Origin of the sequence: Allocatenococcus thiocycli, from assembly GCF_921292965.1 — a bacterium.
GTDB classification, from domain to species: Bacteria; Pseudomonadota; Gammaproteobacteria; order Enterobacterales; family Vibrionaceae; genus Vibrio; species Vibrio natriegens.
In genome coordinates this window covers 288332-303633 of record NZ_CAKLCK010000001.1, presented here as the reverse complement: position 1 = coordinate 303633, position 15302 = coordinate 288332, and the positions used below count along the sequence as shown (strand labels likewise).

Genomic DNA, 15302 nt, shown 5'->3' with positions numbered 1-15302 from the left:
GAAATTTCCCTATATTTTAATCAACTTGTTGGTTGATCAACTCAATTTCTGAGTTGGTTTCTTTGACGCACTGCGCTTATGAGAAGTACGATTCAACTCGATAACGCAACATGCGGTGTGCACCCTTTGTTATAGTTTGAAGCGCTGGGCTCTGAATCCATGAGTGCACTGATATAATTAAACAATTCACACGAAATAGTCTATCATTCCGTGCGCGTTTATTAAATTTAGGCGCGCAAATGATATCCGATCATAAGAAAAGTTGAAACTTTCAAACACAGTTCATTTACATTTTTGTAGGGTAGTTAACATGTCATCTCGCACAGGTTATGAAAAAGGTCGTCGTAGTCATCAATCTAAAGAGGGGCATTTTAAACGTTCTGAAAAGTCTGACCGTCCCCGTACCACAACGAGTAATAAGCGCCTCTCTATCCGAGCAGCACAAAGTCAAAAACCGCGCATCAACCCACAGGACCGCAAAGTGGTTGTGTTTAATAAACCTTATGACACGCTTAGCCAATTTACTGATGGTGATGGACGTAAAACACTCGCTAACTACATTCCGGTAAAAGATGTCTACGCCGCAGGTCGATTAGATCGTGATAGTGAAGGCCTGATGGTGCTCACAAACGACGGTATTTTGCAGGCAAAACTAACACAGCCTAAATCTAAATCCCCTAAAACGTACTGGGTACAAGTCGATGGTGCGCCAGAAGAAGCCGATCTTGATAAACTGCGTAAAGGGGTAGAACTGAAGGACGGGATGACGCTACCAGCGAAAGTTGAAGTGATGGATGCGCCCGAGATCTGGGAAAGAACGCCACCCGTGCGCTTCCGTGCCAATATTCCTACCACCTGGTTAGCGATAACCATCATCGAGGGAAGAAACCGCCAAGTGAGACGCATGACCGCTCATATCGGCTTCCCTACTCTGCGTTTGGTGCGTTTTTCTATGGGGAATATCGAGTTAGGCGATCTACAGCCGGGGGAGTGGAAAGAAATAGAGCTCTAGCCACTCTAATGAAAAAAGCCAGTAGCATCAGCTACTGGCTTTCTAAAAGCAGTCATCGACGTTGAGTGCGTACGATTACTGTTGGTCAACCAACCACTTACGGAAGGCTTTACGCTCGTTCGGCGACAATTTCAAATACGTCATTTTCGCTTTTTGCATTTCCAGGCTATCTGGACCAGCAGACGTCGCTGCCTGCTGCGTACCGTTTACTATACTCGCGCCGGAAGCGGGTGCGATTGCACTGCCCGCAAAACTAATGCCGTTGGCTGCGTTATAAATAGCAAGCTGCTCATCAAGGTTTGAATAAGGGAACGTGCCCTTTTTTCCCACCATTTTTACTTGGTCGTAGTTTATATCGCTGTCGTTAAGGCTAACATTCCAATCAATCTTATCGCCTTCAAACACTTTTTTGGCTTGAGTTAGCTCGTTCAGTTGCGGACCGTCGATTTCCAATTCGCCACCATTAACATCCAGAGTAAGAATATAAGGCGCTGAAGTGAAGTTACCACGCTTTTCACCTCGACCTAACATCGTATTCATACGTAATACGATTTGATTCGACCCCGTCGCAAGCATAAGTGGTTCATCCATCTGTTTTGCATCTTGGCTATTGATAAATAGCACTTCAACCCCTTGAGCCGCATCTAGTTCCGTCAATGAACTGGTATTCGCATACGCATTAGGGACACTCAGCGCAGAAAGCGCCATTAAAATCGAAGTCCAAATTGTACGTTTCATGATTTAACCCTTTTTTATCATTAAGTTTTATACCCAAATAATCTCGAAGCCTGATATCACCATACCTATAAGCTCAGTTGGGTATAACGCTTACCGCTTACCTATATAATCAATCCCTATATAACCAAAAAGGCCGCATAAATGCGACCTTTGGATTACATTCAACTTGATATCAAGTTATTAGAATGTGTAGTACATACCAGCTACAGCACCATCAGCTTCTGTCTTGTTGTTGCTGTCTGTTTTGTTTTCGTAATCAGAGTATTCTACGAATGCTGCGATGTTGCTAGAAACTGCGTAGTCTGCACCAACAGTGTAGTAGTTGATTTCTTCGTCGTTGTCACCTTCAGTGAAACCGAATGAAGTGTAAAGACGTGCTTTTTCGATTTGGTAATCTAGAGCAGCTGAAATTGTTTCTAGGTCAGTAGCGCCATCGATGTCCTCAGACACGTAGTTCACTGCTGCGCCGAAGTTAGCGATGCTCAGACGTGCTGCTACACCCATGATTTGGTGATCGTCACCATGGCCACGGTTACCTTGATCTTGGTAAGTTGCGCCTACAGTGAACATTTCGTTGATTGCGTACTGAGCAGATACACCGTATGCAACATCTTCATCTTCGTTAGAAGATAGGTAAGAGTCAGCAATTAACTTAAGACCGCCAGTTGTGTACTTAAGTGAAACTGCATGGCCAGCAGACTCTAGAGAGCTAACGAAGTCATCCATGTAACCGAAGCCTTCATTAGTGTTATCGATAGTGATTGCGTCTAGAGAATCACCGAAGTCACCGATTTCACCAGCAGCGATACCGAAGTTTTCACCTACGCTGAAACCGAAGTAAAGGTCATCAGTTGCCATTGAATGGTCATCATCCAACTTGCCTTCCCAACCATTAAAACCGTTGCCGTTTTCGATTTCGAAAGAACCGAATGCAGTTACACTATCGTTCAGCTTGTGTGTTGCATCGATCTGGATTTTAGCCCATAGGTCGATGTCAGCATCAGAACTATTTTTAGTCTCTACGCCAGCTACTGTAGTTTTAGTGTCAGCAGCACTTAGGTAAGTATCGATTTCACCTTTTACGTTGAACGCTGTAGTACCGTCGTCGTAGATGTTGCCTGCAGCAAGTGCAGAAGTAGATACAGTTGCAACTGCTAATGCTAAAAGAGTCTTTTTCATAATTAATCCACTGCCTTTTCTTAGTTTGGGATATCCTTTCCGAATTCCCTTTTTTTATTTTTTTGAGCGCTAGCGTTAACTGGTTGTTACGCAATGCTTTCCCAAAATCTGAACCTAGAGTGCAAAAGATTGTTCTGCCTGTCAAATTTTCTAAACTCGAATGTAAAAAAACAAAAAAGATCTTATTTAACAACAAGTTGATATTTTACATATCATTTTTTAGATTAACATCTAAACAATAAACTTGATTTTTTCACAATTACACAACCATTAATTACAAATATAAACACCACGACTGGATTAAAAATTAACCATTAAAATAGATTTTTATTCTTTAATTTTGATAATTTAAAGAACTTTATATATAAATACTAATGAACTCGATTTCATTTAGATTAGGTTCAATCTTTTTTTGTGAAGAAGATCCACATTCCGAACAAAAGCATTCCATTTTGTGAACTACTTTACAGCTAGTGATGTGTGCTACTATTCGCCTCCAACGCATTTGAGGCCCGTATGCTGACCAGTAACATTCAAAAATCGATTCGCCATAGCTACCAGAACTTACAAGCTCAGCTTGATAACTTTGTTCCTAGAAGAGCGCAAAACTATCTCGTTGCTGAAATAGCAAAAACACTTTGTGGCCAATATCATAAATCTAACCGCATGCTGGTCGCAGAAGCAGGGACTGGTATAGGTAAGTCTCTCTCCTACTTGATGGCAGCCATTCCAGTCGCCGTTCACAACAATCGCAAAGTGGTGATATCTACTGCCACTGTCGCGCTACAAGAGCAGCTTATTAACAAGGATTTACCTTTATACCGCCGTCTAACGGATAAAGAGTTTTCTTTTATTCTGGCAAAAGGTAGGCAACGTTATTGCTGTGCAGAAAAACTTGCTACGGCGAGCGGGGTCGATGGCGGCCAATTAGCAATGTTCGAAACCAAACCTAAGAAAAAAGATATTGAGCTGTTGGAGACGATGTATCGCTCTCTAGCTCAAGGAAAATGGGATGGGGATCGTGACTCGTGGCCAAAACCTATTGATGACCAGCTGTGGCAGCTTATTGTCAGTGATAAGCACAGTTGCAATAACAGCTTGCCAGGACATCGTGGTTGTCCTTTTCAAAAGGCTCGCTCAGAGTTAGATAAAAACGACGTCATCATTGCAAACCATTCTCTAGTAATGGCTGATGCCGACTTAGGGGGTGGCGTGATTTTACCAGAGCCCGAAAACACCATTTATGTCTTCGACGAAGCGCATCACTTACCGCATGTCGCGCGCGATCATGCGTCTGCATCAGCGAGTTTGAAGGGTGCTGCCGCGTGGTTAGAAAAGCTCAATCAATCAATCAGCAAGTTTTCCTCGCTAGCGGATGAAAAACGCGTATCTCGATTCCGAAATGATTTACAGGAATCCGTGCAAACCTTGATACCTGAGCTTAGCCAGTTGGCAAAGCAGTTTGACCCTGCCCACTTTGACCAAGACATTTATCGCTTTGAGCACGGAGAGCTGCCGACGTGGTTGGAGAATCAATCAAAAGATCTCAAACAAGCGAGTAAGAAAGCGAATCAAAGTGTCGCAAAAATCGCCGATCTTATCGCTGAGCGTGTAAAAGATGGGGAACTTTCGACCAGATTAGCCGAACCTGCGCTTGCGGAGCTGGGGTTTTATATCCAACGTTTGGAAAACCTCGCCCAAGTTTGGCACCTGATGGCTGAACCGACACGTGAAAAAGGCGCGCCTCTGGCGAGATGGTTACAAAAACACCCAGAGCGTGAAGGAGACTTCATCGTCAGCGTTTCCCCGTTGGAAATCGGCTGGCAGCTTGACCAACAAATTTGGAGTCGCTGTATTGGTGCGGTATTAGTATCGGCAACGATTAGAGCACTAAATTCGTTCCATTACTTTTGTCATCAAGCTGGCATTGATGGTAAACCAGAGTCTGGCACTCAGTTTTTAGCGTTGGCTTCACCATTTGATTATCAGAACCAGGCTGAGTTACTTATTCCAGCGATGAAATATGAACCGCCTGCACCTCAGTTTACTGAATATCTTATTGAGATATTGCCTAAGTACTTAGAAGACAATAAAGCCAACTTAGTATTATTCTCTTCTTACTGGCAAATGAACCAAGTCGCCGAGGCCTTGTCTACAGACTTTGTTAAGCGAGGCTGGGCGTTGCAAGTACAAGGTGAAAGCTCGCGCCAAGAAATTCTAAAAAAACATAAAAAGCTAATAGAAACAAATAAAACCAGTGTTCTATTTGGTACCGGAAGCTTTTCTGAAGGACTTGATTTACCGGGTGAGCTTCTCGAAAACCTGGTCATTACCAAGATACCATTTGGTGTTCCGACTTCTCCTGTAGAACAGGCTCATTCCGAATACATCGAAAAGAAAGGCGGAAATCCATTTATGCAGATCACTGTACCAGATGCGAGTAAAAAGCTGATCCAAGGTGTTGGTCGGTTACTGCGAAAAGAGCGCGATTCTGGTAGAGTAACCATTCTAGATAGACGCCTTGTCACAAAGAGATATGGGCAAGCGTTAATCGACTCGCTGCCGCCATTTAAACGTAAAATAGAATATTAGAAGAAAAACCATTTATGGAAATGATTGAGCCAGGCATGTTGCTGGTGTTGGCGCTTGTCGCTTTTGTTGCTGGATTCATCGATGCCGTTGCTGGTGGTGGTGGTATGCTAACCGTCCCAACGTTGTTATCTTTGGGGCTTCCACCCCACATCGCTCTGGGAACAAACAAACTCGCCGCGACGTTTGCCTCTTCGACGGCGGCTTTCACCTACTACAAAAAGCGTTTATTCCGCCCAAGATGCTGGGGAAGATCCTTCGTTGCCACCCTAATAGGAGCAACCGTTGGTACGCTGTTTGTCGACGCTATCAGTACCGAGTGGTTAGAGAAAGTATTGCCGCTGATCATCTTGGCAGCTGCTCTATATACCGTTTTCCATAAAACGCCGAAAACGACACACCAAAGTCCAATACCAGAGCCGTGTCCTCGACTACATAAAAAGCAATATGCACAAGGCTTTTCACTTGGCTTCTACGATGGGCTGGCAGGTCCTGGCACGGGGGCATTCTGGACGGTGAGCTCAATGGCACTCTATCGACTGAATATCCTACTTGCTTCTGGCCTGGCAAAAGCAATGAACTTTACCAGTAACTTTACTTCCCTCATTACTTTTGCAGTGTTGGGGCATATCAACTGGGTGCTAGGCTTAACGATGGGGCTATGCTTAATGGCAGGTGCTTTTGTCGGCGCTCATTCTGCGATTCACTTTGGCGCTAAATTCATTCGCCCGGTATTCGTTACCGTGGTGAGTATACTTGCGATTAAATTGGCTTATGATGCTTGGTTTGTAGGGTTAACATGAACATCGATCAACTTTCAGCACATTTAGAGCAGATGGCAAAACAAGCCGCCATGCTTGATCGTCAAAGAGGCGAACATCATGTGCCACTGTTTGACGAGCATCTCTTTAGTTGTCGTTCTCGCTTATTAACCCCGTGTGTAAAAGAAGCCAAAGCGACATTAGCGGCTATCGTACGTGAACAAAATGAAGATAAGTTAACCGCACTTCGCGCTGAATACCTAACCGAGCGCTTAGTGGCACAAATTGCTGCGATTCAGCGAGAAATCTCAACCACCAAAATACGTAAAAACGAAATCAAGCACAGCAGCCATTTTCGAAAACCTATCAATGTTCTGTATCAAGAGCTTGCTCAGCATCAAGAGTGGGCTCGTCGTTTACGAGAAATGGTACTTGAAAAAGAGAGAGCAGTAGCAACAGCTCCGAGTTTCATGCGCGCAGAAGCGCAGAAGGTTTTACTCGCTACAGAACAACGGCTGGAACGCTGCGAAGCGGCGTTAGTTAAGCTCGAAAACCAAATCACTCACAGGGAAAAACATCAGTAATGTCTGACCAACCAACCTCTCCTCTTGACGATGCACCAGATGATGTAAAACTGGCCGTCGATCTCATCTACTTACTCGAATCAAACGAAGTTGACCCTGAAGTTGCGTTAAGTGCGTTGAAAATCGTACAAGTAGATTTAGAGAACAAATTAAAAGAAAAACGGTAGCTTCTCTTCTTCAGGTTTCGTTTTCAGTTTGTTTCTACAATAGATACAAACTGAAAAACCTTGTTTACCATAAAAGATGGCCAATAACTGGTGCCAATAACACAGTAATCATACCAGCGAGCATCATCGCAACGCTGGATATGACCCCTTCAGAACTTCCCAGTTGATAGGCTTTTGCAGTACCCGCTCCGTGAGCAGAAGCTCCCAGACTTGACCCCTTACCCAAGCGAGAACGAATGGATAAAACGGTAAGAATGACTTCTCCAACAGCCATTCCGATGACACCAGTCATCACGACAAATAATGCCGTTAAATCTTCTTGACCACCTATCAATTTACTCGCTTCAACCGCAAAAGGCGTCGTAATAGAACGCATTGCTAAGCTTTTCTGCAAAATCGCTGACAGGCCAAAGATTTTGGCCAACAAAACAGAGCTTCCTATGGCTACAAAAATGGACGTAAGAACACCAATTGACATGGATAACCAATGCCGTTGAATAAGACGACGGTTGTCATACACAGGAATAGCAAAAGCAACAGTGGCAGGGCCAAGCATCCACAACAGCCAATGAGACTCTGACATATAAGATTGATAAGGAATATGAAAAGCGAACACGACCACAATCAGCAACAAGGGCGCCAGCAACAAAGGCATCAAAAAAATCGTTTTTTTACGCTGATAAAGTATTTTGCTCAAATAATAAAAAACAACCGTCATCAAAAAACACAATATACCCAAGCCAAAATCTGTTTCGAACATAGCTAGTGCTCCGTATGTTTTGTCAGTTTTTGGTAGTGTCTGTTGCTTTTTCTCCGGGACAACTGCAACTCAAAACGATAAACACGATCAACAACCGCAGCCGTAATTCCCAAAACTAAAACTGTACTAATCAGTAATACAACAAATATTCGTAATCCTTCCGTTTCCATCAGGGATTGGTATTTCACCACGGCAACTACAGCTGGCACAAAGAACAATAGCATTTCAGCTAACAGCCAAGTTGCACCTTTACGTAACCAGCTTGCTTTGATCACACCAAGAAACAGACACAACAGTAATATCAACATCCCAGCCAAATTAGCTGGCACCGGAAAATTAAACTGTTTAACCAAATACTCGGCAATCAACCATATCGCAGATAACAAGCCAATTTGCAGCAAGGTAAGCAATCCACCAGTAAATACCTTCATGACTTCTCACTCCATTCTGAGATTTTGATCACATTATATCCAAAACAAAAATAGTCATATAGTGAATTTTTATTATCAAAAGCATGCCAGAATGGAATAGTTTTCTAATAAATAAAACGAGCAAAGCATGGACATTAAATCACTTCGTTATTTTGTCGAACTCATTGATCAAAAAAGTTTCACCCGGGCTTCAGAAAATTTATACGTGACCCAGCCAACAATCAGCAAAATGATACAAAGTCTCGAACAGTCTGTTGCACAACCACTGATACATCGTGAGGGGAGAAAGTTCTGGCTAACGGAAGCAGGAGAAATCGTATATCTTCGGGCAAAACAAATATTAGAGACAATGGCACAATTAAACTCCGAACTCATTGATCTCAACAAATTAGAACGAGGTCATCTTCGCTTAGGCATCCCACCTATGGTTGGTCCCCTGTACGCTGGATTAATTCGCCAATATAAACAACTCTACCCGAATGTAGAACTAACGATCGTCGAATACGGAGGCAGGAGGATTGAGCAGGCACTTATCGAAGGCGATCTTGATGTTGCAATCACCATGTTAGCGACTCAGAATAGAGATTGCTTAACAAACCTTGTCCTTGATGAATATCCCATTCATGCCATTTTACCTGACACAACTTCTTGGTCAGAAAAAAGCTCGATCTCATGGGAAGAGCTAAAAGAGGAACCTTTCTATATCTACACAGAAGAATTTACCTTGAGTGATTACATTCAGAGCCAATGCCAACAAGCAGGGTATTCTCCGCAAATTTCAGCCCGTAGTAGCCAGTGGGACTTTCTCATTGCTCTTGTGAAAAGTGGAGTTGGTGTGACCTTTCTTCCCCAACCTTTATGTAATCGTATTCTTGACGAAGAGCTGCTGATAATACCTATTCAGCCCTCCATCAATTGGCAACTTGGCGTGGTTTGGAATCAAGAGAGATATATCTCTAAAGCTGCAGAGGCATGGATTAAACTTTGTCAGGAAAGTGGAAGGAGCCATGCATAGCCTAAAGCAAGGGCTTTCATGCGTAATGGAGGTAATATCCTCGATTTGAAAGCGGCACTAGGTCATGTCAAAATTGAACAAACGATGGTTTACGCCAGATCACCTTTCGTCGGTAGTCAATTTCAACCCTATCAGCGGCCTCAAAGTATAGCGATAAAAATGGTGACAAAGTGGCGGCGTTAGTCAACAAACCTCGCCATCATCCATCAAAATACACTTTATTAGTTTTCAAAAACCCTTTAGCCAAAAGGCATTACAAGGGATAACAATAGGTTCAAAAGTATATGAAAGTAATCAGCTTTAACATCAATGGACTCCGTGCAAGACTGCATCAGCTCCAGGCGCTCATCGACAAACACCAGCCTGACGTTATTGGGCTTCAGGAAATCAAAGTCCACGATGAAGCGTTTCCAATAGCAGATGTCGAAGCCATGGGTTACAAAGTGTATTTTCATGGTCAAAAGGCGCACTACGGTGTTGCGATGCTTTGTAAGCAAGAACCTATCAGTGTGCAGAAAGGTTTTCCAACCGATAACGAAGAACATCAAAAGCGCATGATCATGGCGACCTTTGAAGACGAAAATGGTGAAAAGGTAACGGTACTTAACGGCTACTTCCCTCAAGGGGACAATATCAGCCACGAAACCAAATTTCCGTATAAGCGCCAGTTCTACAAAGACCTAATGACATACTTGAATGATCATCATAGTAACGATGAACAATTAATTGTTATGGGCGACATCAACATCAGCCCAATTGATGACGACATCGGCATTGGCGAGCCAAATCGCAAACGCTGGCTAAAAACGGGCAAATGTTCGTTCCAGCCAGAAGAGCGTGAATGGCTTAAAATTTTATTAGACTGGGGCTTTGAAGATACTTTCCGTAAACTGTACCCAGAAGTGAATGACCGTTTTTCGTGGTTTGATTACCGTTCTCGCGGTTTTGATGACAACCGTGGTCTACGAATCGATGTGATTTTAGCGACGCCTTCACTGGCACAGAAATGTATCGAATCCGGTATCGACTATGAACTACGTGGGATTGAAAAACCATCTGACCACGCCCCTATCTGGTCAACGTTCAAGTAGTCCTTTCTCACCTAAATAAAAAGAGCGCATTGATGCGCTCTTTTTATTTGTTGCTGCCATTGGTCTTATTGGCTTAGTGGTCGAGAATAGGCTAGCAATCGCTTTTCTGCCTGTTTAAAACACCACAGGATGATAAACGTCAGCGACATATAGAATAAACCCGCCGTTAAGAACGATTCAAATGGAGCGTAGTAACGTGAGTTAACCAAACGAGCCGCGCCGGTTAGATCCATGATGGTTACAATGCCCGCTACCGCACTACCGTGCAGCATGAAGATCACCTCGTTTGAATATACTGGTAATGCTCTTCGTAATGCACTCGGTAAAATGATACGACGGTAAGTCTTAAATTTACTCATTCCATACGCTTTAGCCGCTTCTACTTCGCCTTTTGGTAAGCCATTAATTGCGCCTCGGATAATCTCCGCCGTGTAAGCTGAAGTATTCAATACAAACGCAACCAGTGCACAAAACCAAGCGTTTTCCCAAAGGGTATCTTTGACCGGGAAGAACTGGTCCATACCGTAATAAATGAGGTATAGCTGAACCAGTAACGGTGTCCCACGGAAAAAGTAGATAAACGCCCATGCTGGCATGCTTAACGCGTAGTTTTTACTGTTTCTTGCTATCGCCATTGGGATAGACACACTCAGCCCAATGATAAGCGAAATGCCCACCAGCCATACCGTTGTCCAAAGTCCACTCAGATAAATCGGGAAGCTTTCAATAATCAGTGAAAAGTCCATAACTTACCTCGCGTGAATACTGAACTTGCGTTCAACAAGTTTAAGCAAACCTGTAGAAACACTGGTAAAGAATAGAAAGATGATCGCAACGGCCATGTAAAACGTAAATGGCATTTTCGTCGAGCCAGCGGCTAAAGAACTCATTCTCACCATATCATCCAGACCGATGATAGAGACCAGCGCCGTAGTTTTAAGCAGAACCAACCAGTTATTACCAAAGCCAGGTAAAGCATGGCGAATCATCTGAGGCAAAAGAATTCTTCTGAATGATAAAACAGCGTTCATACCATAAGCTTTCGCCGCCTCTAGCTCACCTCTGTCTACGGCCATAATCGCACCACGGAACGTTTCTGCCATGTATGCGCCAAAGATAAAGCCAATGGTCAGTACACCAGCAATAAATGGGCTCACGTCGATGTAATCTGGCAGATATGCCGTCCACTCATGGTTAGGATCACTCGATGCAAACCACTCATTTAGCGTTTCATTGATAGAATAAAGGCTGTTATTCAAAAGTATTTGTCCACCAAAGAAAATCAGCATCATCAGAACCAGATCTGGGATACCACGAATAATGGTGGTGTAGAGAGTGGCAATCGCTCTTGCCCATTTGTAAGGTGATAACTTGGCTAAAGCACCAAGCATGCCCAATATCACTGCAAGCAGCAGAGAAAGCACTGCAACTTCAATAGTTACTAAAGCTCCTGTAAAGATGGAAGCTTCGTATCCTTGTAAATCCAGCATAGGTGAGTTCCTAATCCCTAAACTCAAAAAATCGACCGTTGACTACTTCTAGGAACAGGCCAACGGTCGCTTAATTACGACTTATTCGCCGTACACATCGTAGTTGAAGTATTTACCAGCAAGTTGTTGGTAAACACCTTTCTCACGTAGTGACAGAATCGCAGCGTCTAGTTTTTGCGTTAAATCTTTGTCTTGCTTGCGAACCGCGATACCAAAACCTTCACCAAACCATTTAGGATCAGTTAAAGATGGGCCAACAAACTCATACGCATCGCCACCAGCTTTGTTAAGAACGCCTTCTTCTAGAGCAGAAGCGTCACCTAGAACAGCAGCTACACGACCGTTAGCGAGATCAAGATAAGCTTCATCAAATGAGCCGTAACGTACGATCTCAACTTTGTCACCGTAGTTGTCAGTCAGGTATTTATCGTGTGTAGTTGCACGCTGTACCGCGATTTTCTTACCGTCTAGTTTGTCAAAGTCTAGATCAGCGCCTTTCTTCGCAATAAATTTGTTTGGAATAAGTGCGTATTTGCCGGTGAAATCAACTTTCTTCTTGCGCTCTTCTGTAATCGACATTGCCGCTATGATTGCGTCGTATTTGCGCGCCAGTAGAGAAGGAATGATGCCATCCCAGTCTTGAGCAACGATTTGACACTTCACTTGCATTTCTTCACAAAGTGCATTTGCCATGTCAACGTCAAAGCCTTTTAGAGAGCCATCAGTTTCAGTCCAGCTAAACGGAGGGTATGCACCTTCAACACCAAAGCGAACGGTTTTCCATTCTTTCGCTTGAACGGCGCCAGATACAGCCGTTGCAGCAAGCGTTGCTGCTAATAACCACTTTTTCATTTCCGTACTCCTGTGATTTCCATTTTATTTAATTTTGTATGTTGTGTTTACATAGGAGGCAAAAAACTGCCTCCCAAAGATCTCTTAATAAATCGATGAGATAAACTGTTGTAAGCGAGGTGAATCTGGATTGGTAAACAACTTGGCAGGATCACCCTGCTCTTCAACCAGTCCTTGGTGAAGGAACATAACGTGGTTCGATACATCACGAGCAAACGCCATTTCGTGCGTCACTACCAACATCGTACGACCTTCTTCTGCCAAATCTCTCATTACCCCTAACACTTCGCCTACTAATTCTGGATCAAGCGCTGATGTCGGCTCATCAAACAACATGACTTCTGGATCAACGGCTAGCGCACGAGCAATCGCGGCACGTTGCTGCTGACCACCAGATAAATGTCCCGGGTAGTAATCCTTACGCTCATACAGGCCTACTTTCTTAAGCAGTACCTCTGCGTTTTCAATAGCTTGAGCTTTAGGCACACCCAATACGTGAACGGGTGCTTCAATGACATTTTCTAGAACAGTAAGATGAGACCATAGGTTAAAACCCTGGAATACCATCGCTAGACGAGAACGAATTCGCTGAACTTGCTTTTCATTCGCGGGAACAGATTCACCAGCTCGGTTATTCTTCATTTGAATAAGCTCACCGTTAACCCAAATCTCACCAGCGGTTGGTGTCTCTAATAAGTTGATACATCTGAGAAAAGTACTCTTACCGGAACCGGAAGAGCCAATGATAGAGATAACATCCCCTTTGTGTGCGGAAAGAGAAATCCCCTTAAGTACTTCGTTTTGTCCAAACGTTTTGTGCAGGTCTTTTATATCTAGCGCTGGTACATCAGTCATGCGCTTTACTCCCTGTGTTTTTTTCACTGCTGTAAGGGACTCCGCCCTATCTATTTCGGAACAAATTAGCACCCCGGCTTGAAAGTTGCAACAAATGATTAACCTAAATAAACCGAATAGTTAGATAGGATAATCAAGTTAATATGCAATATTTAGCACTATATGCTTTATTACTTGAATATTATGTATAAAAAAGCCCCTACAGTGAGGGGCTAAATATATTATAAAAGTGTTAGTTAGTTCTCTCTAACAACAGTGTTTTGGTCTGAGCAACGCGGTTACTAATTGCTCTTACTTCTTGTTCATTCTTCACGATACCAAGTACATCTTCTGTCGTGTCTTTACCCTCACCATTCGCATAAGCTGCCAAAAAATCAGCCACTTGAATATTGCTATTTTCTTCAGTAAAAACATAACTTTGAGAGATTGAAGCGCTATCTGAAATCACAAGACTGCTTTCTATATCAGATGGCACACTTGAATAATCAAGCTCAGGTACGATAACTCTATCATTGATGTGTGAGTAAACAGAGTGACGTACAACGTAAGGAGTTGAACCATCCCAAGCACCTTGCTGGTAGCTTACTCGTTGCAGACCACTTTCATTACCCAAACCAATACTGTCACTTAAATAGACCGTACGGTTAGAAACACCAGGTTTGGTATCTTGTGTGTTGCTTACGGCAAAAAGTGAGGTGTCATCAACGTCAATAGTCCAATCGTCGCCTACTACGTCCGTGTATTGCGCTTCCCACCCAGAAGTCACAATGGTTCCATCTACACTGAATGTCCAAACATCGCCATTTAGTTCGTCGGGGTGATAAAACGCGCTCGTTCTCGACACTTCCGCTAAGCGATATGAGAAGTTCTTATAAATCGTGTCAATATCAATGGTTGTAAAATCAATACCAGAGCTACTCACTGATGGCATAGATGACGAACCCGCAAATACCATTCGGCTATCCGTCCAGTCCTCAAAGCCGTATTGATAAAGAGCAGAACGGGTGGAGGTTCGATACTGCGAAATCATCGTTTTTTCAGTGCTTACGGCTGACAATGTTTCACCTTTCGTGAAGCGTGATTCGTTTGCCGTGACGGTTTCATACTGAGAATCAAAGTAGAAGGTTGAATATGGGTTACCCGCCGCGTCTTCAGCAACTTTGTAGTCCAGGCTGGCCTTGCTAGCGATTTTATCGTTACTGCCCGTCAAACACGTTGTGTTGCTCACATTCGTTTGCGCAGACAGATAGACATTGCGTAATGAAGAATCAGACTCTAATAGCTGTTTTGAAAACGTCAGTGCATTAAGAATAGTGCCGTTCGCTTCTTGGATCGTCACGCTCCCCTCGTCAGGAATATCTTGCAGAGTGATCGTCAACAGATCATTGCTTGCCGTCACTACATCTCCGACACGCTCACCCGATGCATCTGAATAGTAAGCCGTTAGCTGGTTGTCGATCACACCACCTATTGCATGATAATTGAGGACTTGTTCTATACCATTAGTCGTAAACCTGTCGTAAATAGTACAAGAGCCATTACTGCTTAACGCTTGAGTTTCAGGAGTCACAAAAGTGAACTTATACAGCGTTTTGGGTGTGCTACTGCCGCCACCGCCGCCTCCACAACCGACCATTAATCCCGAAATGATTGCCACTAACGGCACTATTTTAAGCTGTTTCATGTTTTCTTCCTAAACTGAGCGGCAATGATTAGCCAAAAAAGTTGTCTTTTCGGGTTTAAGCAAGATTGAAGCCAGCTTTATATGCATTTGATCG

Annotated in this window: 16 protein-coding genes; 7 read left to right on the top strand and 9 right to left on the bottom strand. The window is 43.4% G+C overall.

The genetic code is table 11. From position 1 onward, the window contains the following. Positions 1–310: 310 nt before the first annotated feature. Positions 311–1012: a pseudouridine synthase gene (locus tag L9Q40_RS01380; protein ID WP_498791737.1), complete on the top strand. Its 702-nt coding sequence runs from the start codon at positions 311–313 to the stop codon at positions 1010–1012. Between the two features lie 75 nt (positions 1013–1087). Here L9Q40_RS01380 and L9Q40_RS01375 read toward each other — a convergent pair whose 3' ends face one another. Together L9Q40_RS01375 and L9Q40_RS01370 are read right to left on the bottom strand one after the other, a co-directional pair. Further along, positions 1088–1750: a DUF2057 family protein gene (locus L9Q40_RS01375; protein WP_498791736.1), complete on the bottom strand. Its 663-nt coding sequence runs from the start codon at positions 1748–1750 to the stop codon at positions 1088–1090. 180 nt (positions 1751–1930) lie between these two features. After that, positions 1931–2929 carry a porin gene (locus L9Q40_RS01370; RefSeq protein WP_498791735.1) on the bottom strand — a complete coding sequence of 333 codons (999 nt, stop codon included), beginning with the start codon at positions 2927–2929 and terminating at the stop codon, positions 1931–1933. Between the two features lie 516 nt (positions 2930–3445). On the opposite strand from L9Q40_RS01370, the gene dinG reads away from it, so the two are divergent. The 4 genes from dinG to rsmS are packed head-to-tail and all read left to right on the top strand — an operon-like array spanning position 3446 to position 7030. Continuing rightward, a complete protein-coding gene (gene dinG, locus L9Q40_RS01365; RefSeq protein WP_014231314.1) occupies positions 3446–5521 on the top strand; it encodes an ATP-dependent DNA helicase DinG in 2076 nt (691 codons plus the stop codon). Between the two features lie 14 nt (positions 5522–5535). Then, complete coding sequence (locus tag L9Q40_RS01360; protein ID WP_014231313.1) at positions 5536–6321, top strand: sulfite exporter TauE/SafE family protein; 786 nt, start codon at positions 5536–5538, stop codon at positions 6319–6321. Further along, positions 6318–6863 carry a primosomal replication protein gene (locus L9Q40_RS01355; protein WP_498791734.1) on the top strand — a complete coding sequence of 182 codons (546 nt, stop codon included), beginning with the start codon at positions 6318–6320 and terminating at the stop codon, positions 6861–6863. The genes L9Q40_RS01360 and L9Q40_RS01355 overlap by 4 nt, the downstream gene beginning before the upstream one ends. Beyond that, a complete protein-coding gene (rsmS, locus tag L9Q40_RS01350) occupies positions 6863–7030 on the top strand; it encodes a pleiotropic regulatory protein RsmS (protein WP_498791733.1) in 168 nt (55 codons plus the stop codon). The genes L9Q40_RS01355 and rsmS overlap by 1 nt, the downstream gene beginning before the upstream one ends. Positions 7031–7094: 64 nt before the next feature. Here rsmS and L9Q40_RS01345 read toward each other — a convergent pair whose 3' ends face one another. Further along, positions 7095–7790, bottom strand: coding sequence for an LrgB family protein (locus tag L9Q40_RS01345; protein ID WP_434170116.1), 696 nt, complete (start codon positions 7788–7790; stop codon positions 7095–7097). Positions 7791–7792: 2 nt separating this feature from the next. Beyond that, positions 7793–8221, bottom strand: coding sequence for a CidA/LrgA family protein (locus L9Q40_RS01340; protein ID WP_065296591.1), 429 nt, complete (start codon positions 8219–8221; stop codon positions 7793–7795). Positions 8222–8348: 127 nt separating this feature from the next. Here L9Q40_RS01340 and L9Q40_RS01335 point away from each other — a divergent pair, with 127 nt between their 5' ends. Together L9Q40_RS01335 and xthA are read left to right on the top strand one after the other, a co-directional pair. After that, the gene (locus L9Q40_RS01335) at positions 8349–9236 is read left to right on the top strand and encodes a LysR family transcriptional regulator (RefSeq protein WP_498791732.1); all 888 of its coding nucleotides are present in this window, start codon (positions 8349–8351) and stop codon (positions 9234–9236) included. A 284-nt stretch (positions 9237–9520) separates the two neighbouring features. Continuing rightward, positions 9521–10327 carry an exodeoxyribonuclease III gene (gene xthA / locus L9Q40_RS01330; RefSeq protein ID WP_020332858.1) on the top strand — a complete coding sequence of 269 codons (807 nt, stop codon included), beginning with the start codon at positions 9521–9523 and terminating at the stop codon, positions 10325–10327. A 65-nt stretch (positions 10328–10392) separates the two neighbouring features. Here the strand turns inward: xthA and L9Q40_RS01325 are convergent, their stop codons facing one another. The 5 genes from L9Q40_RS01325 to L9Q40_RS01305 form a co-directional block, all read right to left on the bottom strand. After that, positions 10393–11073 (bottom strand): ABC transporter permease, encoded by a 681-nt coding sequence (locus L9Q40_RS01325; protein WP_014231305.1) that lies wholly within the window; start codon positions 11071–11073, stop codon positions 10393–10395. Positions 11074–11076: 3 nt separating this feature from the next. Further along, positions 11077–11817, bottom strand: coding sequence for an ABC transporter permease (locus tag L9Q40_RS01320; RefSeq protein ID WP_014231304.1), 741 nt, complete (start codon positions 11815–11817; stop codon positions 11077–11079). A gap of 81 nt (positions 11818–11898) precedes the next feature. Continuing rightward, entirely contained in the window at positions 11899–12669 is a 771-nt protein-coding gene (locus L9Q40_RS01315) for an ABC transporter substrate-binding protein (RefSeq protein WP_014231303.1), read from the bottom strand. Between the two features lie 84 nt (positions 12670–12753). Continuing rightward, the gene (locus L9Q40_RS01310; RefSeq protein WP_014231302.1) at positions 12754–13524 is read right to left on the bottom strand and encodes an ABC transporter ATP-binding protein; all 771 of its coding nucleotides are present in this window, start codon (positions 13522–13524) and stop codon (positions 12754–12756) included. A 232-nt stretch (positions 13525–13756) separates the two neighbouring features. Further along, on the bottom strand, positions 13757–15208 hold the full coding sequence (locus L9Q40_RS01305) for a flagellar sheath protein A (RefSeq protein ID WP_498791731.1): 1452 nt from the start codon (positions 15206–15208) through the stop codon (positions 13757–13759). Between the last annotated feature and the right edge of the window lie 94 nt (positions 15209–15302).